This window comes from Pseudomonas sp. GM102, assembly GCF_000282555.1.
GTDB lineage: Bacteria > Pseudomonadota > Gammaproteobacteria > Pseudomonadales > Pseudomonadaceae > Aquipseudomonas.
The window spans coordinates 84721-101759 of the sequence record NZ_AKJB01000003.1 but is presented as its reverse complement, the minus strand read 5'-3'; the positions used below and the strand labels follow the sequence as shown (position 1 = coordinate 101759).

The window sequence follows — 17039 nt, the reverse complement described above, 5'->3', positions numbered from 1 at the left end:
CGCAGCAGTCGCAAATCGGCATCCGTGTTCTATTTGAATAAGCGGTGGCGCATGATTCAGGGCCGCTGCGCGACCCGACGGGAGCAAGCTCCCTCGCCACAGGCAAGCCCCCTCGCCACAGGGTTGTGCAGCGCTCAGGCTGGTTCGGCAACTGTCCCAAACGCCCCTTGTCGCGATACCAGAATCACCAGTCCCAACGCGCCCGCCGCCATCAGCAATGGCAAGGCATGCCCGCTGATCCACTGGCTCCCGGCACCGGCTGCCAAGGGGCCGATCAGGCAACCAATGCCCCACAGTTGCGCGATATGGGCATTGGCGCGCACCAGCGCATCGTCGCGATAACGCTCGCCGATCAGGATCAGCGACAAGGTGAACAACCCGCCGGTGCTGGCGCCAAACAACACCCACAGCGGCCAGATCAGTAGCGTGTCGATCAGCAACGGAATCGCCAGACTCGACAGCAACAAGAGCATCGCACAGCCGGTGAATAACGTACGCCGTGACAAGCGATCGGCCAGCGCGCCAATCGGCAATTGCAGCAAAGCATCACCCACCACCACGGTGCTGACCATCGCCAAGGCGATTTCCGTCGTGAATCCCTGACGCAGGCAATAGACCGGCAGCAAGGTCAGGATCATCGCTTCGAACGCAGCGAACAGCGACACCGCCCAGGCAATCGCTGGCAAGCCGCGGCAGAAGGTCAACAAGTCACCGAGGGTTACGCTGCAGGCTTCGCTGGTGGGTGCGCCGTCGCGGCCCAACAGCAGGAACGGTGACGTCATCAGCAAACCGACACCGACCCAGAAGCCATAATCATGCTCGGTGCCCAACGCACCCAACAGCAACGGCCCGGCCAGCTGACTCAGCGCATAGCTACTGCCATACAGCGCCACCAATCGGCCGCGCCATTGCTCGACCACCAGTTGGTTGATCCAGCTTTCGCCAAGGATGAAGACGAGCGTCAGGATCACCCCGATCATCAACCGCAGCACCAACCAGATCGGATAGCTCGGCCACAGCGCCAGCAAGCCGATGGAGACCGCCCCGGCCCACAGGCACAGGCGCATCAGATTGGCCGTGCCAAGACGGGCCGCAAGATGGCTGGAGATTTTCGCCCCCAGCAGTACGCCAATGGCCGGCATCGCTGCCATCACGCCGATCGCGAACGAACCGTAACCCCAGCCTTCCAGACGCAACGACACCAACGGCATGCTGACACCCAGGGCCAGGCCGACACTCAAGACAGACGCCAAAACGGCGAAATACGTCGCCCAACGCATGTTCCACGCTCCTGTGGATATTTTTATGTACAGCACAAAACACTGTGGGAGCGGGCTTGCTCGCGAAGGGGCCATCACATCCAACATCAATGTTGGCTGTTACACCGCCTTCGCGAGCAAGCCCGCTCCCACAGGGGATCTGCGTCGTTCAGGAGCCCGATTTACATTCGGGCTCCTTTACTGACTTACAACTTGATCCAGGTCGCCTTCAGCTCGGTGTACTTGTCGAACGCATGCAGCGATTTGTCGCGACCGTTGCCGGACTGTTTGAAGCCACCGAACGGCGCGGTCATGTCGCCGCCGTCGTACTGATTGACCCACACGCTACCGGCACGCAACGCCTTGGCGGTCAGGTGAGCCTTGGAGATGTCGGCGGTCCAGACTGCAGCGGCCAGACCGTAAGGCGTGTCGTTGGCGATCGCAATGGCTTCTTCAGCGCTGTCGAAGGTGATGACCGACAACACCGGACCGAAGATTTCTTCCTGGGCAATTTTCATCGCGTTGCTCACGCCATCGAAAATCGTTGGCTCGACGTAAGTGCCACCGGTTTCCTGAAGAATGCGCTTGCCGCCCGCCACCAGTTTGGCGCCATCGGTGTGACCGGACTCAATGTAGGACAGCACAGTGTTCATCTGCTGGGTATCCACCAGTGCACCGACATTGGTTGCCGGGTCCAGCGGGTTGCCCGGCTTCCAGGTTTTCAGGGCCTCGATCACCAGCGGCAGGAATTTGTCCTTGATCGAACGCTCGACCAGCAGGCGCGAACCGGCGGTGCAGACTTCGCCCTGGTTGAAGGCGATGGCACCGGCAGCGGCTTCGGCGGCGGCTTGCAGGTCCGGCGCATCGGCGAACACGATGTTCGGGCTCTTGCCGCCAGCTTCGAGCCAGACGCGCTTCATGTTCGATTCGCCGGAGTAGATCAGCAGTTGCTTGGCGATCTTGGTCGAACCGGTGAACACCAGGGTGTCGACGTCGTTGTGCAGGGCCAGGGCCTTGCCAACGGTGTGACCGTAGCCCGGCAGCACGTTCAGCACACCTTTTGGAATACCGGCTTCAACGGCCAGCGCCGCAATGCGAATGGCAGTCAGCGGCGATTTTTCGGAAGGCTTGAGGATCACCGAGTTACCAGTGGACAACGCCGGGCCGAGCTTCCAGCAGGCCATCATCAACGGGAAGTTCCACGGCACGATCGCACCGACCACACCGACCGGCTCACGAGTCACCAACCCCAGTTGATCGTGCGGGGTGGCGGCGACTTCATCGTAGATTTTGTCGATGGCTTCACCGCTCCAGCTCAGGGCTTGCGCCGCGCCTGGAACGTCAATGTACAGGGAATCGCTGATCGGCTTGCCCATGTCCAGGGTTTCGAGCAGGGCCAACTCTTCGGCGTGCTGTTTCAGCAGGCCGGCGAAACGGATCATGGTGGCTTTGCGTTTGGTCGGCGCCAGGCGCGACCAGGCGCCGGAATTGAAAGTGGCGCGGGCGTTGTCCACGGCACGCTGGGCGTCAGCGGCGTCACAGCTGGCAATCTTGCCCAGCAGACGGCCATCGACCGGGCTGATGCACTCGAAGGTCTCGCCGGAGACGGCATCGGTGTATTCGCCATTGATGTAGGCGCGGCCTTCGATCTTCAGATCGCGAGCCCGCTGTTCCCAGTCGGCACGAGTCAGGGTGGTCATACGAGTGTCCTCCTCTTATTGAATACGAGTGCCCCGCGTTCTATGCGGGTGCTGTCAGGAATTCTGCCCGGCCAGCCTGCTTTTCGGCTCAAGGCAACCGTTACCCTAAACCAGCGGCCGGTGAAGTTTCAATATATTTGACACAAGGCTGGCAAACGGCCTTGCGATGTTCATTTTAATAAACATAGACTTTCAATTTTCCAGCGCAATAACGGGGGAATACCAGCATGAGCATTCAGGATATCGTCGATTTCAGCCAGGCCAACACCCAGCCCGATCGCTATCGGCCAGACCCGGCAAAAGTCCTCAAGGGCGACCCGGAGCAAGCGGTGTACAACCATTACAACAGCCCGTGCGGCCAGATGAATGCAGGTGTCTGGGAGGGCGAAGTCGGCCAGTGGCGAGTGAACTACACCGAGCACGAATACTGCGAAATCCTTCAGGGGGTTTCAGTGCTGCGCGACGACGATGGCAACGCCAAGACCTTGCGTGTAGGTGATCGGTTCGTGATCCCGGCAGGGTTTCGCGGTACTTGGGAAGTGCTGGAGCCTTGCCGCAAGATTTATGTGGTGTTTGAACAGAAGGCCTGAGATTCACGATAAATAGTTACCGCACGGCTTCGCTGACCATGGCGGATGCTGGTATGGCTCCTGGAAAAAGGAGCCATACCATCATCTTTCACATGGAAGCGAAAATTCATGAACAGACTCTTCACCACTGGGCTTCTGGTAGGTCTCACCATTGCAATGACCCAGATGCAGGCGCACGCCGCCGAATCGAAGCAGTGCTATGCGCACCGGGCCAGCTATCTCATCGGCGAATATTTGACCCGGACGGTTTTGGAGCAGGCTCGCGCACAGGCACGCGCAGCCAAGGTTATAGTCAATCCCGTCACACAAGAATTTGAACCAGACCGCCTGAAAATCATCACCGATCTGGACTTGAAGATTACTGGAATGTCCTGCGGTTGATCGCCCGGTGTAACCGTTCATCTGGCAACAAAAAAGGCCCGTATCTCGCGATACGGGCCTTTTTCGTAAGAGGGAAAATCAATTACTTGATTTTGCCTTCTTTGTAGATCACGTGCTTGCGAACAACCGGATCAAATTTCTTGATCTCGATTTTGTCCGGAGTAGTGCGCTTGTTCTTGTCGGTAGTGTAGAAGTGACCAGTACCGGCGCTCGAAATCAAACGAATCAATTCACGCATGATTAGCTCCCTTAGATCTTGCCAGCTTTGCGGATTTCGGCCAGCACGACAGTAATGCCACGCTTGTCGATGATACGCATGCCTTTGGCAGATACGCGCAGACGCACGAAACGTTTCTCTTCTTCAACCCAGAAGCGGTGATGCTGCAGGTTCGGCAGGAAACGACGACGGGTTTTGTTGTTTGCGTGGGAAATGTTATTCCCAGTCACCGGACCCTTACCGGTAACTTGACATACTCTCGACATGCCTCAGCCCTCTAAAACCACATGCCCAACCCGGCATGGGTTGGCCGCTTAATCTCTCAGTCATTTGGCGCCAGGCGCCGCGTTTCTTTAGAGGTCTTACCGGCTACACCTACAGTGAAGGAACCGGGCCCCTAGAAAAGAGCGCTGCTTTATACCAGAAAGACTGGAGAGCAACAACATTCCGTGTGCGCGGACTTGATAAATTCCCCATTTTTCGGCCACCGGGCGCCTTGGATAAAGGCTGTCGTCGATTAAGACCGCTCGTCGCAGAGAATCGGCCAACCGACCGATTCCGGGTTTTCTTCGGCCCGCATCACCGAAACAAGCGCACATAGTCCCCTTAAAATGAAAAAGGGGATAGTCATTTGCAAAAGAGCCCACTAGGGTAAGACTTTTCCAGACTGCACTTGCAGATGGGCCTTCGATCTGTAAAGGAATCCGACCATGCGCCTTGCTGCCCTACCGCTGCTGCTCGCCCCGCTTCTACTGAGCCCCTTGGCCCATGCTGCCGCCTTGAGCGTCTGCACTGAAGCCAGCCCGGAGGGGTTCGATGTGGTGCAATACAACTCGCTGACCACCACCAACGCCTCGGCCGACGTGCTGATGGACCGCCTGGTGGACTTCGACACGGCCAGCGGCAAAGTGGTCGCCAGCCTGGCGGACAGCTGGGAAGTCACGCCCGATGGCCTGACCTACGTCTTCAAGTTGCACCCGCAGGTGAAATTTCACCGCACCGAATACTTCAGCCCGACGCGTGACCTGACCGCCGAAGACGTGAAGTTCAGCTTCGACCGCATGCTCGACCCGGCAAACCCATGGCACAAAGTCGCCCAGAGCGGTTTCCCGCACGCCCAGTCGATGCAATTACCAGCGTTGATCAAGAAGATCGACGCATTGGACCCGCTGACCATCCGCTTCACCCTCGACCACCCGGATTCGACTTTCCTGCCCACTCTGAGCATGGGTTTCGCTTCGATCTATTCGGCCGAGTACGCGGACAAACTGCTGAAGGCCGGCACCCCGGAAAAACTCAACAGCCAGCCGATCGGCAGCGGCCCGTTCATCTTCACGCGTTTTCAGAAAGACGCCTCGATTCGCTACAAGGCCAACCCGGATTACTTCCGTGGCAAGCCGTCGGTGGACCCGCTGATCTTTGCCATCACTCCGGATGCCAACGTGCGTTTGCAGAAATTGCGCCGCAACGAGTGCCAGATCGCCCTGTCACCCAAGCCTCTGGACGTACAGGCGGCGCTGAAAGAGCCAACCCTGAAAGTCGAAAAGACTGACGCCTTCATGACCGCCTTCGTTGGCATCAACAGCCAGCATCCGCCGCTGGATAAACCTGAAGTACGCCAGGCGATCAATCTCGCGTTCGACAAGGCCAACTATGTCAAAGCCGTGTTCGAAGACACCGCCGAACCCGCCAACGGCCCATATCCGCCCAACACCTGGAGCTACGCCAAAGGCTTGCCGGGCTACTCGCATGACGTCGAAAAGGCCCGTGCGCTGATGGCCAAGGCCGGGCTCAAGAATGGTTTCCAGACCACCATCTGGACCCGCCCTTCCGGCAGCCTGCTGAACCCCAATCCGAGCCTCGGGGCGCAATTGCTGCAGTCCGATCTGGCGGAAATCGGCATCCAGGCCGAGATTCGTGTGATCGAATGGGGCGAGCTGATTCGACGCGCCAAGGCCGGCGAGCACGATCTACTGTTCATGGGCTGGGCTGGCGACAACGGCGACCCGGACAACTTCCTCACGCCGCAGTTTTCCTGCGCGGGGGTCAAATCCGGCACCAACTTCGCCCGCTACTGCAACCAGGATCTGGACAAGCTGATCAGCGCCGGCAAGACCACTGGCGAGCAAGGTGTACGCACCAAGCTTTACGAACAGGCCCAGGCGCAGATCCAGCAACAGGCGTTGTGGCTGCCGCTGGCTCACCCAACCGCCTTCGCGCTGACTCGCAAGGATGTGCAGGGCTATCAGGTCAGTCCGTTCGGCCGACAGGACTACTCAAAAATCAGCTTCAAGCCATAAGCTACAAGCGGCAAGCTCAAGCATTCCGCGCACTCGCTCCAGCTTGCCGCTTGAAACTTGAAGCTTGCCGCTGCCTCCCTCACATCCACCCATACTCGGCCATGGACAGCGGATCGCCGTCACCGACGATGAAATGGTCGAGCACCCGCACATCGATCAAATCCAGCGCCTCTTGCAGACGCTTGGTCAGCATTCGGTCGGCCTGACTGGGGTCGGGGTTACCCGACGGATGGTTATGGCACAGGATCAGCGCTGCGGCGTTGTGAGCCAGAGCGCGTTTGACCACCTGCCGTGGATAGACGCTGGTGTTGTCGATGGAGCCGCGAAACAGCGCTTCGAACGCCAATACCCGGTGCTTGGAGTCCAGAAACAGGCAGCCAAACACCTCGTGGGGCTCATGGCGGAGCATCGACTTCAGATAATCACGCACAGCTTGCGGATTTTCCAACGCCGACTTGTAACGCGAGCGTTCAGCCAAATGCCGTCTGCCCATTTCCTGAACTGCCTGCAACTGAGCGAATTTCGCGGGTCCGAGCCCTAATTGTTTGCTGAATGTTTTTTGATCAGCCTCCATTAGCGAACGCAGCCCGCCAAACTGAGTCAACAAGTGTCGCGCCAGATCTACCGCACTTTTGCCGGATACGCCGGTACGCAAAAAAATCGCCAGCAGTTCGGCGTCCGAAAGACTCCCCGAGCCTAACTCCAGTAACCTCTCCCGCGGCCGCTCGGCCGCCGGCCAATCGCGAATGCTCATAACACCTCCATGTCTGTGGGCGCCGCTGTTCCGTAGCGGTCGCTGTGATATCGTAGCCCATCTTTTTTGCGGGCGATTTCACTCCTGGGGAGGGGGTATCGCCATGCAGTCATCAACGAAATGAAAGGCAGACCTATGCAGCGGCTGTATCGGAAACGCATCGTTCTGGGCGTCGGCGGCGGCATTGCTGCCTACAAGAGCGCCGAGCTGGTTCGCCGCCTGATCGATCAGGGCGCCGAAGTGCGCGTGGTCATGACCCGTGGCGGCAGCGAATTCATTACCCCGCTGACCATGCAGGCTTTGTCCGGGCATCCGGTCCATCTCGATTTGCTGGACCCGGCGGCCGAAGCCGCGATGGGCCACATCGAGCTGGCCAAGTGGGCCGACCTGGTGCTGATCGCTCCCGCCACCGCGGACCTGATCGCCCGACTGGCCCAAGGCATTGCCGACGACCTGCTGACCACGCTGGTGCTGGCCACCGACGCGGTGGTCGCGGTTGCCCCGGCGATGAACCAGGCCATGTGGCGCGATCCGGCGACCCAGGCCAACCTGCAAACCCTCGAAAGCCGTGACCTCAAGGTCTTCGGCCCGGCTTCCGGCAGCCAGGCCTGCGGCGACGTCGGCATGGGCCGCATGCTCGAAGCCACCGACCTCGCCCAGTGCGCGGCAGACTGCTTCCAGCGCCAGGCGCTGACCGGCAAGCACGTGCTGATCACCGCCGGCCCGACCCAGGAAAACATCGACCCGGTGCGCTACATCACCAACCACAGCTCCGGAAAAATGGGCTTTGCCCTGGCCGAAGCCGCGGTAGAAGCCGGCGCCCGCGTGACCCTGATCACAGGCCCGGTGCACCTGCCGACTCCGGATCGCGTCACGCGCATCGACGTGGTCAGCGCCCGCGACATGCTCGCCGCGTGTGAAGCCGCGATCCCTTGCGACCTGTTCATCGCCTCAGCAGCGGTCGCGGACTACCGTCCGGAAGTCGTCGCCCCACAGAAACTCAAGAAAGACCCTACGAACGGCGACGGCTTGTTGCTACAGATGGTGCGCAACCCGGACATCCTGGCCACCATCGCCACCCGTCCCGACCGTCCGTTCAGTGTCGGCTTCGCCGCCGAAACCGAACATCTGCTCGATTACGCTGCCCGCAAGTTGAAAGACAAGAACCTCGATCTGATCGTCGCCAATGACGTCGCGAACCCGAGTATTGGCTTCAACAGCGAAGAAAACGCCTGCAGCGTGATCGACCGTGAACTGCACGCCACACTCTTCGCCCAGACCAGCAAGAGCAAAATCGCTCGCCAGCTGATCACTTTTATCGCCGAACGTCTGAACCAGGTTTAATTTACATGCACGCTTTGCAAGCCAAGATCCTCGACCCCCGCATCGGTACCGAATTCCCGCTACCGCAGTACGCCACCCCTGGCTCCGCTGGCCTCGACCTGCGCGCCATGCTGGAAAAAGACACCGTCATCAAGCCGGGCGAAACCCTGCTGATTCCGACGGGCCTGTCTGTCTACATTGGCGATCCAGGTTTGGCCGCGCTGATCCTGCCGCGCTCAGGCCTTGGCCATAAGCACGGCATCGTGCTGGGCAATCTGGTCGGCCTGATCGACTCCGATTACCAGGGCCCGCTGATGGTGTCGTGCTGGAACCGTGGCCAGACCGATTTCAACATGGTGGTAGGCGAACGCCTGGCCCAATTGGTGCTGGTACCGGTGGTTCAAGCGCATTTTGAAATGGTCGAAGAGTTCGTCGAAACCCAGCGTGGTACCGGTGGTTTCGGACACTCGGGCAGCCACTGATCATCGGCACTCAGGCTGGGAGCCCTGCCCGGCCTGACCTGTCCTCTGCATTTTAAGGATGAAAATTGCAAAGACGTCATCTGGAAGGTTTACCACTGGAAATCAAGGCATTGGCCGGCCAATTGTTCGCCGATGCTGATGGCATGGCCTTTACACACCACGAACTCTCTGCCGAAAACGCCGTCATACCCTTCAGTTTGAGCCAGCCCACGAATTTTTCGCAGGTTTGTCCAGCCACTTTAGAGATGGAGCATTTCCAGAAATGAGCACCCCAGCCCAAGTCGCACCCAAATTCCCCGACAGCATCTTCCGCGCCTACGACATTCGCGGCACCGTCCCGGAATTCTTGAACGCTGAAACCGCTTATTGGCTTGGTCGCGCCATCGGCTCCCAGAGCCTGGCCCAGAACGAACCCAATGTGTCCGTCGGCCGTGACGGTCGCCTGTCCGGCCCGGAACTGGTGGAACAACTGATCCAGGGCCTGGCCGACAGCGGTTGCCACGTCAGCGACGTCGGCCTGGTGCCAACCCCTGCGCTGTACTACGCCGCCAACGTACTGGCTGGCAAATCCGGCGTGATGCTCACCGGCAGTCACAACCCGTCGAACTACAACGGCTTCAAGATCGTCATCGCTGGCGACACGCTGGCCAACGAACAGATCCAGGCCCTGCACGACCGCCTCAAGACCAACAACCTGAGCAGCGGCAAGGGCAGCATCACCAAGGTCGAAATCCTCGACCGCTACAACACTGAAATCGTCCAGGACATCAAACTGGCCCGTCGCCTGAAAGTAGTGGTCGATTGCGGCAACGGCGCGGCCGGCGTAATCGCCCCGCAGCTGATCGAAGCCCTGAACTGCGAAGTCATCCCGCTGTTCTGCGAAGTCGACGGCAACTTCCCGAATCACCACCCGGACCCGGGCAAGCCTGAAAACCTGGTCGACCTGATCGCCAAGGTCAAGGAAACCAACGCCGACCTGGGCCTGGCTTTCGACGGCGACGGCGACCGCGTGGGCGTTGTCACCAACACCGGCAGCATCGTCTTCCCTGATCGTCTGTTGATGCTGTTCGCCCGCGACGTCGTGGCGCGCAACCCGAACGCGGAAATCATCTTCGACGTCAAATGCACCCGCCGCCTGATTCCGCTGATCAAGGAATATGGTGGTCGACCGCTGATGTGGAAGACTGGTCATTCGTTGATCAAAAAGAAAATGAAACAATCCGGTGCCCTGCTGGCCGGCGAAATGAGCGGGCATATCTTTTTCAAGGAACGCTGGTTCGGTTTCGACGATGGCATTTACGCCGCCGCACGGCTGCTGGAGATCCTCAGCAAGGAAAAATCCACCGCGGAAGAGTTGTTTGCAACCTTCCCGAACGATATTTCTACGCCAGAGATCAATATCCATGTGACCGAAGAGAGCAAATTCAGCATCATTGATGCATTGCACGATGCGCAATGGGGTGAAGGCGCCGACCTGACCACCATTGACGGCGTGCGAGTCGACTATGCCAAAGGCTGGGGCCTGGTTCGCGCCTCCAACACCACACCGGTGCTGGTGCTGCGCTTCGAGGCCGATGACGAGGCTGAATTGCAGCGCATCAAGGACGTTTTCCACGTCCAGTTGAAGCGTGTTGCACCTGATCTCCAACTACCGTTCTGATTCACCCGGAGCCCTGAATGACCCTCGAACGCGAAGCCGCCGCCAACACCGCCAAGGTCCTGTCCGAAGCGCTGCCTTACATTCGCCGCTATGTCGGCAAGACGCTGGTGATCAAATACGGCGGCAACGCGATGGAAAGCGAGGAGCTGAAAACCGGCTTCGCCCGCGACATCGTGCTGATGAAAGCCGTCGGCATCAATCCGGTGGTGGTTCACGGCGGCGGCCCGCAAATCGGCGACCTGCTCAAGCGCCTGTCGATCGAGAGCCACTTCATCGATGGTATGCGCGTGACTGACGCGCAAACCATGGACGTGGTGGAAATGGTCCTCGGCGGCCAGGTCAACAAAGACATCGTCAACCTGATCAACCGTCATGGCGGCAGCGCCATCGGCCTGACCGGCAAAGATGCCGAGCTGATTCGCGCGAAAAAGCTCACCGTCACCCGTCAGACGCCGGAAATGACCCAGCCGGAAATCATCGACATCGGCCACGTCGGCGAAGTGGTCGGCATCAACACCGACCTGTTGAACCTGCTGGTCAAAGGCGACTTCATCCCGGTGATCGCGCCAATCGGCGTCGGCGCCAACGGCGAGTCGTACAACATCAACGCCGATCTGGTGGCCGGTAAAGTGGCCGAGGCACTGAAAGCCGAGAAGCTGATGCTGCTGACCAACATCGCCGGCCTGATGGACAAGTCGGGCACGGTACTGACCGGCCTGACGACTCAACAGGTCGACGACCTGATCGCCGACGGCACTATCTATGGCGGCATGCTGCCGAAGATTCGTTGCGCGCTGGAAGCGGTACAAGGCGGCGTGGGCAGCTCGTTGATCATCGATGGTCGAGTGCCGAACGCGATTCTGCTGGAAATCTTCACCGACACCGGTGTGGGCACTTTGATCAGCAATCGCAAGCGTCACTGATTCAAACTTAAAAAGATCGCAGCCTTCGGCAGCTTCTACGACAGTGGATTTTCGGATGTACGAAAACCCTGTAGGAGCTGACGAAGTCTGCGATCTTTTTTATGCGCGCAAGAAATGCCTGACCTGACTAAGCGAAACGTCTGACATCGCGAAGTAACCAATCTGCATAGGATCTTCCCTGAGTCCACAGGAGATCTACCCATGCAAAAAGACTATGCCCCATACGGCAGCGATGTTTCACCTGGCACCTATGCCTGCGTCGATTGCGGTCACGAGTACTCGAATCAGGCCAAGACCTCGATGCCACCTTGCCCGCAGCTCCGGAAAACACCACACACCCGTCATGGCTGGAAAATTCTTACCGGTCAGGGCGATGCCGCTATTGATCCGTACCCAGAAAAAACCAATAAACCCGTCGAGATCAAAAAGGCCGAGACACTCAGCAGCACCAGCAAAGAATAATCCTGGAGGACTGAGCCATGCAGATCTCATTCACGATCGACGCCCAGGCCTTCGACCTGGAACAAAAGGAACCGGTCAAAAAAACCCTGAGAATTTCCGACCATGAAATCGCTCATGCCCTACAGCGAATAGCCAGGGCGAGTCTGACCGAATACCTGAAAATGCTGGTCGAAGGCGGCATGCCCAGCAGGGCCGATGAGGCAAAGCAGGATCGTTTGCTGTATTTGATTCAAAGCTATTCGGGCAAACGCTGCCGACCGAATCGCAGATATCAACGATCTTCCAACTGACTCAAAGTCAAAGCAAAACCCTGCTGAAGAACACGGTTTCACGCTTTCGCAATCAACTGGATGAGATTCTTCAATACAGCATGCGGGCCGTGATCGAATCCGCAGAGCATGCGCAAACGGTTTACCTGGTGGTGATCAGCTCTGACGTCATCCGTGATGAACTGAACATGCTGATCACGCAGAACCAGCCGACCTTCAAACCCATCACCAAACGCAAAGGCAGCGCCGGGCAGTTCGAGATCAGCGAAGACTCCCACGCCCTGCTGTGCCAGACGCTCGGTCTGAATGCCGTTCAGTGACATCATCGCGGTCAGCGGTTTGCTGCTGACCCTGACCACTTTCATGTTCAATCTGGCGTGGCCCAGGCTGCATGAAGCGCTGGAACTGGATGAAAAACAATCAGGCCCGCTGGCCAGAAAACGCAGCCAAGGGAAAGTGATGAGCGTTTTGTTGGGCTGCGCCGTACCGCTGACTTGCGCCTTCATGGCGCTGTTTTACGTCAATCTGCCGGCCGCCGTGCGGATCATGCGCAGCAGCACGCTGGATCTGTGGGATTTCGATGTAGATCGCACGCTGTACGTGATGGTCGTTGTAGCGCTGCTGGTGTTTGCGCTGTTCAACTTGGGATTGACGCTGAAACTAATAGGAAAATGGCGAAGACTGCGCTGACAAAAAAAAACCCGCTCAGCCTGGCTGAGCGGGGCCTTTTTTTGCCTGCAATCCTTGTGACAATCCACCTTTTGTGGCGCCCACAGGGGATGGCGTCAGACGCCGAATTGGGCGCGGTAGGCTTCGACGGCAGGCAAATGCTGCTTGAGCTGCGGATCATCCGCCAGGAACTCGAGCACCTGGTTCAACGAAACAATGCTGATCACCGGGATGCCGAAGTCACGTTCCACTTCCTGGATGGCCGACAATTCGCCGTTGCCACGCTCCTGACGGTTCAGGGCGATCAATACGCCCGCGGCCTTGGCGCCGTCCTGGGAGGCGATGATCTGCATCACCTCGCGAATCGCCGTGCCTGCGGTGATCACGTCGTCGATGATCAGCACGTCGCCGGTCAATGGCGCGCCGACCAGGCTGCCGCCTTCGCCATGGGCCTTGGCTTCCTTGCGGTTGAAGCACCATGGCAGATCACGGCCATGATGTTCGGCCAGCGCCACGGCGGTAGTCGCCGCCAACGGGATGCCTTTGTAGGCCGGGCCGAACAGCACATCGAACGAAATACCGCTCTCGACGATGGCTGCCGCATAGAAACGCCCCAACTGCGCCAGGGCAGAACCCGAGTTGAACAGGCCGGCATTGAAGAAGTAAGGACTGGTGCGCCCGGACTTCAGGGTGAACTCACCGAAGCGCAAAACGCCACGATCAATGGCAAAACGAATGAAGTCGCGCTGATACGCTTGCATGAAAAAAACCCCAAATACCACGGATTTAGCTAATTAGGTAGACGCCGTGTATCATACCCGCACGCGATTTTTGGGGCCACTTATGCGGATCATCAGTGTGAACGTCAATGGGATTCAGGCTGCAGTCGAGCGTGGTTTGCTCAGTTGGCTGCAAGCACAGAATGCCGACGTCATCTGCCTGCAGGACACCCGCGCCTCCGCCTTTGAACTGGACGATCCAGCCTTCCAACTGGATGGCTACTTCCTTTATGCCTGCGAAGCTGAAGTTCCCGCCCAAGGTGGCGTGGCTTTGTACTCGCGGTTGCAACCGAAGGCAGTCATCAGCGGTCTCGGCTTCGAGACGGCCGACCGCTACGGGCGTTACCTGCAAGCCGATTACGACAAGGTCAGCATCGCGACCTTGCTGCTCCCTTCGGGGCAGAACGGCGATGAAGACTTGAACCAGAAGTTCAAGCTAATGGACGACTTCGCCCGTTATCTGGATAAACAGCGACGCAAACGTCGCGAGTACATTTATTGTGGCTCGCTGTACGTGGCGCAACAGAAGCTGGATATCAAGAACTGGCGCGACAGCCAGCAATCCCCGGGCTTCCTGGCACCTGAGCGTGCCTGGATGGACGAGATTGTCGGCAACATGGGTTATGTCGATGCCCTGCGCGAAGTCAGCCGTGAAGGCGACCAGTACAGCTGGTGGCCGGACAACGAACAGGCCGAGATGCTCAACCTGGGCTGGCGTTTCGACTACCAGCTGCTGACCCCGGGCCTGCGCCGTTTCGTACGTAGCGCACGCCTGCCACGTCAGCCACGGTTCTCGCAGCACGCACCGTTGATCGTAGACTACGACTGGACGCTGACGATCTAAGCGTCTTTTCGCAGATGCAAAAAAGCCGACATCGCTGTCGGCTTTTTTGTGCGCACTTGATTCCTGTAGGAGCGAGGCTTGCCCGCGAAAGCGATTTAACAGCCAGCATATGTGCTGGATGTGCCGGCCTCTTCGCGGGCAAGCCTCGCTCCTACAAAGGCGAAGCTACTTTACCAGGCGCCACGTGAATGGGTAGCGGTAAGGGAACCCTTCATTGGCCTTCACGCCAGCAATGATCGTCAGCACCAGCGCACCGATCGCGACCAGACCAAATAGGAAGAACCCGACGATCACCACCATCAGCAGGAAGCAGGTAGCCGAAGCAATGGCGACGGTGATCTGAAAGTTCAGCGCCTCCTTGCCTTGCGCGTCGATGAACGGGTCTGACTCGCGCTTCATCTGCCAGAGAATCAGCGGCCCGATCAGCGTGCCGAATGGCAGCCAGATCCCCAGCAAGGCGGACAGGTGACAAAACATCGCCCACTGACGAACCTCTCGGCTCGGTGTGGGTAGCGGCAGTTGCTCGTCACTCATGGCGTCCTCCTTGTGTGGATCGGGTCCGATCAGTCAGCCAGTGCAGCCTTCTGCAGTTCGAAAATCTCGATCATGCCTTTCTTCGCCAGTGCCAGCATCGCGTTCAGCTCTTCCGGCTGGAACGGCGCGCCTTCGGCAGTGCCCTGTACTTCGATGAAGCCGCCAGTGCTGGTCATCACCACATTGAGGTCAGTCTCGGCAGCCGAATCTTCCAGGTAGTCAAGGTCAAGCACAGGCTCGCCCTGGTACATGCCCACCGAAACGGCAGCGATCATTTGCTTGAGCGGGTCGCCACCTTTGAGGCCGCCACGCTTCTTGATCACTTTCAAGGCGTCGATCAATGCAACCATCGCACCGGTAATGGACGCGGTGCGGGTGCCGCCGTCAGCCTGGATCACGTCGCAGTCGACGTACAGGGTGACGTCGCCCAGCTTGGTCATGTCCAGAGAAGCGCGCAGGGAACGGCCGATCAAACGCTGGATTTCCAGCGTACGGCCGCCTTGCTTGCCGCGGCTCGCTTCACGCTGGTTACGCTCGCCGGTGGCGCGGGGCAGCATGCCGTATTCGGCGGTCAACCAACCCTGGCCCTGGCCTTTCAGGAAACGCGGCACGCCATTCTCGACGCTGACGGTGCAGATGACTTTGGTATCACCGAACTCGACCAGTACAGAACCCTCGGCGTGTTTGGTGTAGTTGCGAGTAATGCGGATCGAGCGGAGCTGATCGGCAGCGCGACCACTTGGACGTTTCATAGGGATTACCTGTACGGAGGACGGAAAACTGCCGAGCATTATAGAGCCGTGGGCCGCCAGTGGGCACTTCTAAAAAAATCGCCCGACGATTGAAGCCCCTGAATAGAGCTTAGCCGACGGCCTGCAGCTCTTTGTCACAGCGTGTGTTTGGGCGCATCCGCCCCACTGCGCTACAATCCTGCGCCTTTGCTGCCTGTCGGCTTTAATTCACAGATAGCGGGTCCGCGAACCATGGGTTACGCGCTGACCTGCATTGCGAGGTACCTCCATGGTGCACAGCATGACCGCCTTCGCCCGCGTAGAGAAAGCCGGCGTCCAGGGCACCCTGAGCTGGGAATTGCGCTCGGTCAACAGCCGCTACCTGGAACCCCACCTGCGTCTGCCGGAATCTTTCCGCGACCTCGAAGGCGCGGTCCGCGAAGCCCTGCGCCAGGAACTGTCCCGGGGCAAGCTCGAATGCACCCTGCGCTTTACCGAAGAAAGCACCGGCAAACCGCTGCAAGTGGACCGTGAGCGCGCTGCTCAACTGGTCGCTGCCGCCGAAACAGTCGCCAGCCTGATCAAGAACCCGGCCGCACTGAACCCGCTGGAAGTCCTGGCCTGGCCCGGCGTACTGGTGGCTGATGCCGCCGACCCGCAAGCGCTGAATGCCGAAGCCCTGGCGCTGTTCCATCAGGGCCTGAAAGAACTCAAGGCCGGTCGCGAGCGCGAAGGCACTGAGCTGGCGCGATTGATCAATGAGCGCCTGACCTCTATTGAAGGGGATGTGGTGATCCTGCGTGAGCTGGTCCCGCAGATGCTGGCCACCCAACGCCAGAAAGTTCTCGACCGCTTCACCGACATGAAGGCCGACCTCGACCCGCAGCGACTGGAGCAGGAAATGGTCATGCTCGCGCAAAAGAGTGACGTCGCCGAAGAACTGGATCGCCTGAGCACTCACATCATCGAAGTTCGCCGGGTACTCAAGTCCGGCGGCGCTGCCGGTCGGCGCCTGGACTTCCTGATGCAGGAACTCAACCGCGAAGCCAATACACTGGGCTCCAAAGCCTTCGACCCGCGCAGCACCCAAGCGGCGGTCAACCTCAAAGTGTTGATCGAGCAGATGCGCGAACAAGTGCAGAATATTGAGTAAGGCAAACCC

At 58.9% G+C, this 17039-nt stretch carries 21 protein-coding genes and 1 pseudogene; 14 read left to right on the top strand and 8 right to left on the bottom strand.

Annotated features, from left to right (window positions below; all coding sequences use genetic code 11):
• Window positions 1–134: 134 nt before the first annotated feature.
• Both PMI18_RS27960 and PMI18_RS27965 read right to left on the bottom strand, forming a co-directional pair.
• A complete protein-coding gene (locus tag PMI18_RS27960) occupies window positions 135–1280 on the bottom strand; it encodes an MFS transporter (RefSeq protein ID WP_007894716.1) in 1146 nt (381 codons plus the stop codon).
• A 185-nt stretch (window positions 1281–1465) separates the two neighbouring features.
• Window positions 1466–2959: an aldehyde dehydrogenase gene (locus PMI18_RS27965; protein WP_007894714.1), complete on the bottom strand. Its 1494-nt coding sequence runs from the start codon at window positions 2957–2959 to the stop codon at window positions 1466–1468.
• A gap of 227 nt (window positions 2960–3186) precedes the next feature.
• Between PMI18_RS27965 and PMI18_RS27970 the strand changes: the two genes are divergently transcribed.
• A complete protein-coding gene (locus PMI18_RS27970) occupies window positions 3187–3549 on the top strand; it encodes a cupin domain-containing protein (RefSeq protein WP_007894712.1) in 363 nt (120 codons plus the stop codon).
• Window positions 3550–3657: 108 nt separating this feature from the next.
• Window positions 3658–3930: a hypothetical protein gene (locus tag PMI18_RS27975; protein WP_007894710.1), complete on the top strand. Its 273-nt coding sequence runs from the start codon at window positions 3658–3660 to the stop codon at window positions 3928–3930.
• An 82-nt stretch (window positions 3931–4012) separates the two neighbouring features.
• On the opposite strand, the gene rpmG is transcribed toward PMI18_RS27975, so the two are convergent.
• Window positions 4013–4168, bottom strand: coding sequence for a 50S ribosomal protein L33 (rpmG, locus tag PMI18_RS27980; RefSeq protein ID WP_007894709.1), 156 nt, complete (start codon window positions 4166–4168; stop codon window positions 4013–4015).
• A gap of 11 nt (window positions 4169–4179) precedes the next feature.
• The gene (gene rpmB, locus PMI18_RS27985; RefSeq protein ID WP_007894701.1) at window positions 4180–4413 is read right to left on the bottom strand and encodes a 50S ribosomal protein L28; all 234 of its coding nucleotides are present in this window, start codon (window positions 4411–4413) and stop codon (window positions 4180–4182) included.
• A gap of 444 nt (window positions 4414–4857) precedes the next feature.
• Here rpmB and PMI18_RS27990 point away from each other — a divergent pair, with 444 nt between their 5' ends.
• Window positions 4858–6447, top strand: coding sequence for an ABC transporter substrate-binding protein (locus PMI18_RS27990; protein ID WP_007894695.1), 1590 nt, complete (start codon window positions 4858–4860; stop codon window positions 6445–6447).
• A gap of 79 nt (window positions 6448–6526) precedes the next feature.
• Here the strand turns inward: PMI18_RS27990 and radC are convergent, their stop codons facing one another.
• Window positions 6527–7201, bottom strand: a complete 675-nt coding sequence (radC, locus tag PMI18_RS27995; protein ID WP_007894694.1) for a RadC family protein — start codon at window positions 7199–7201, stop codon at window positions 6527–6529.
• A 135-nt stretch (window positions 7202–7336) separates the two neighbouring features.
• Here radC and coaBC point away from each other — a divergent pair, with 135 nt between their 5' ends.
• From coaBC to PMI18_RS28025, 9 genes and pseudogenes are all read left to right on the top strand, one after another.
• A complete protein-coding gene (gene coaBC / locus PMI18_RS28000) occupies window positions 7337–8545 on the top strand; it encodes a bifunctional phosphopantothenoylcysteine decarboxylase/phosphopantothenate--cysteine ligase CoaBC (protein ID WP_007894693.1) in 1209 nt (402 codons plus the stop codon).
• Between the two features lie 5 nt (window positions 8546–8550).
• Window positions 8551–9006: a dUTP diphosphatase gene (dut, locus tag PMI18_RS28005; RefSeq protein ID WP_007894692.1), complete on the top strand. Its 456-nt coding sequence runs from the start codon at window positions 8551–8553 to the stop codon at window positions 9004–9006.
• A gap of 65 nt (window positions 9007–9071) precedes the next feature.
• Window positions 9072–9272 (top strand): hypothetical protein, encoded by a 201-nt coding sequence (locus PMI18_RS0129225; protein ID WP_033035623.1) that lies wholly within the window; start codon window positions 9072–9074, stop codon window positions 9270–9272.
• Window positions 9263–10666: pseudogene (locus PMI18_RS28010) on the top strand (phosphomannomutase/phosphoglucomutase); the annotation flags it as partial. The gene PMI18_RS0129225 and the pseudogene PMI18_RS28010, both read left to right, overlap by 10 nt.
• 17 nt (window positions 10667–10683) lie before the next feature.
• Window positions 10684–11589, top strand: a complete 906-nt coding sequence (gene argB / locus PMI18_RS28015) for an acetylglutamate kinase (protein WP_007894690.1) — start codon at window positions 10684–10686, stop codon at window positions 11587–11589.
• Window positions 11590–11790: 201 nt separating this feature from the next.
• On the top strand, window positions 11791–12051 hold the full coding sequence (locus tag PMI18_RS28020; RefSeq protein ID WP_007894689.1) for a hypothetical protein: 261 nt from the start codon (window positions 11791–11793) through the stop codon (window positions 12049–12051).
• Window positions 12052–12068: 17 nt separating this feature from the next.
• Window positions 12069–12341: a hypothetical protein gene (locus PMI18_RS31385; RefSeq protein ID WP_007894688.1), complete on the top strand. Its 273-nt coding sequence runs from the start codon at window positions 12069–12071 to the stop codon at window positions 12339–12341.
• Window positions 12342–12430: 89 nt separating this feature from the next.
• Window positions 12431–12640 carry a hypothetical protein gene (locus PMI18_RS31380; RefSeq protein ID WP_238542570.1) on the top strand — a complete coding sequence of 70 codons (210 nt, stop codon included), beginning with the start codon at window positions 12431–12433 and terminating at the stop codon, window positions 12638–12640.
• A complete protein-coding gene (locus PMI18_RS28025; protein ID WP_007894682.1) occupies window positions 12627–13010 on the top strand; it encodes a hypothetical protein in 384 nt (127 codons plus the stop codon). Before PMI18_RS31380 ends, PMI18_RS28025 begins: the two co-directional genes overlap by 14 nt.
• Window positions 13011–13105: 95 nt before the next feature.
• Here the strand turns inward: PMI18_RS28025 and pyrE are convergent, their stop codons facing one another.
• Window positions 13106–13750, bottom strand: a complete 645-nt coding sequence (gene pyrE / locus PMI18_RS28030) for an orotate phosphoribosyltransferase (RefSeq protein WP_007894680.1) — start codon at window positions 13748–13750, stop codon at window positions 13106–13108.
• Between the two features lie 82 nt (window positions 13751–13832).
• Here pyrE and PMI18_RS28035 point away from each other — a divergent pair, with 82 nt between their 5' ends.
• Entirely contained in the window at window positions 13833–14612 is a 780-nt protein-coding gene (locus PMI18_RS28035; protein ID WP_007894678.1) for an exodeoxyribonuclease III, read from the top strand.
• Window positions 14613–14777: 165 nt separating this feature from the next.
• Here the strand turns inward: PMI18_RS28035 and PMI18_RS28040 are convergent, their stop codons facing one another.
• Complete coding sequence (locus PMI18_RS28040; RefSeq protein ID WP_007894676.1) at window positions 14778–15146, bottom strand: DUF4870 domain-containing protein; 369 nt, start codon at window positions 15144–15146, stop codon at window positions 14778–14780.
• Window positions 15147–15175: 29 nt separating this feature from the next.
• A complete protein-coding gene (rph, locus tag PMI18_RS28045) occupies window positions 15176–15898 on the bottom strand; it encodes a ribonuclease PH (RefSeq protein ID WP_007894675.1) in 723 nt (240 codons plus the stop codon).
• 268 nt (window positions 15899–16166) lie between these two features.
• Between rph and PMI18_RS28050 the strand changes: the two genes are divergently transcribed.
• Window positions 16167–17030 (top strand): YicC/YloC family endoribonuclease, encoded by an 864-nt coding sequence (locus tag PMI18_RS28050; protein WP_007894674.1) that lies wholly within the window; start codon window positions 16167–16169, stop codon window positions 17028–17030.
• The last annotated feature ends 9 nt before the right edge of the window (window positions 17031–17039 follow it).

Coding starts and splice junctions, on each gene's coding strand:
- PMI18_RS27970 (WP_007894712.1), top strand. CDS start 3,187: ATGAGCATTCAGGATATCGTCGATTTCAGCCAGGCCAACACCCAGCCC.
- PMI18_RS28050 (WP_007894674.1), top strand. CDS start 16,167: ATGGTGCACAGCATGACCGCCTTCGCCCGCGTAGAGAAAGCCGGCGTC.
- rpmB (WP_007894701.1), bottom strand. CDS start 4,413: ATGTCGAGAGTATGTCAAGTTACCGGTAAGGGTCCGGTGACTGGGAAT.
- PMI18_RS27975 (WP_007894710.1), top strand. CDS start 3,658: ATGAACAGACTCTTCACCACTGGGCTTCTGGTAGGTCTCACCATTGCA.
- coaBC (WP_007894693.1), top strand. CDS start 7,337: ATGCAGCGGCTGTATCGGAAACGCATCGTTCTGGGCGTCGGCGGCGGC.
- PMI18_RS27965 (WP_007894714.1), bottom strand. CDS start 2,959: ATGACCACCCTGACTCGTGCCGACTGGGAACAGCGGGCTCGCGATCTG.
- argB (WP_007894690.1), top strand. CDS start 10,684: ATGACCCTCGAACGCGAAGCCGCCGCCAACACCGCCAAGGTCCTGTCC.
- PMI18_RS28020 (WP_007894689.1), top strand. CDS start 11,791: ATGCAAAAAGACTATGCCCCATACGGCAGCGATGTTTCACCTGGCACC.
- PMI18_RS28040 (WP_007894676.1), bottom strand. CDS start 15,146: ATGAGTGACGAGCAACTGCCGCTACCCACACCGAGCCGAGAGGTTCGT.
- dut (WP_007894692.1), top strand. CDS start 8,551: ATGCACGCTTTGCAAGCCAAGATCCTCGACCCCCGCATCGGTACCGAA.
- PMI18_RS31385 (WP_007894688.1), top strand. CDS start 12,069: ATGCAGATCTCATTCACGATCGACGCCCAGGCCTTCGACCTGGAACAA.
- rpmG (WP_007894709.1), bottom strand. CDS start 4,168: ATGCGTGAATTGATTCGTTTGATTTCGAGCGCCGGTACTGGTCACTTC.
- rph (WP_007894675.1), bottom strand. CDS start 15,898: ATGAAACGTCCAAGTGGTCGCGCTGCCGATCAGCTCCGCTCGATCCGC.
- PMI18_RS28025 (WP_007894682.1), top strand. CDS start 12,627: ATGCCGTTCAGTGACATCATCGCGGTCAGCGGTTTGCTGCTGACCCTG.
- radC (WP_007894694.1), bottom strand. CDS start 7,201: ATGAGCATTCGCGATTGGCCGGCGGCCGAGCGGCCGCGGGAGAGGTTA.
- PMI18_RS28035 (WP_007894678.1), top strand. CDS start 13,833: ATGCGGATCATCAGTGTGAACGTCAATGGGATTCAGGCTGCAGTCGAG.
- PMI18_RS27990 (WP_007894695.1), top strand. CDS start 4,858: ATGCGCCTTGCTGCCCTACCGCTGCTGCTCGCCCCGCTTCTACTGAGC.
- PMI18_RS27960 (WP_007894716.1), bottom strand. CDS start 1,280: ATGCGTTGGGCGACGTATTTCGCCGTTTTGGCGTCTGTCTTGAGTGTC.
- pyrE (WP_007894680.1), bottom strand. CDS start 13,750: ATGCAAGCGTATCAGCGCGACTTCATTCGTTTTGCCATTGATCGTGGC.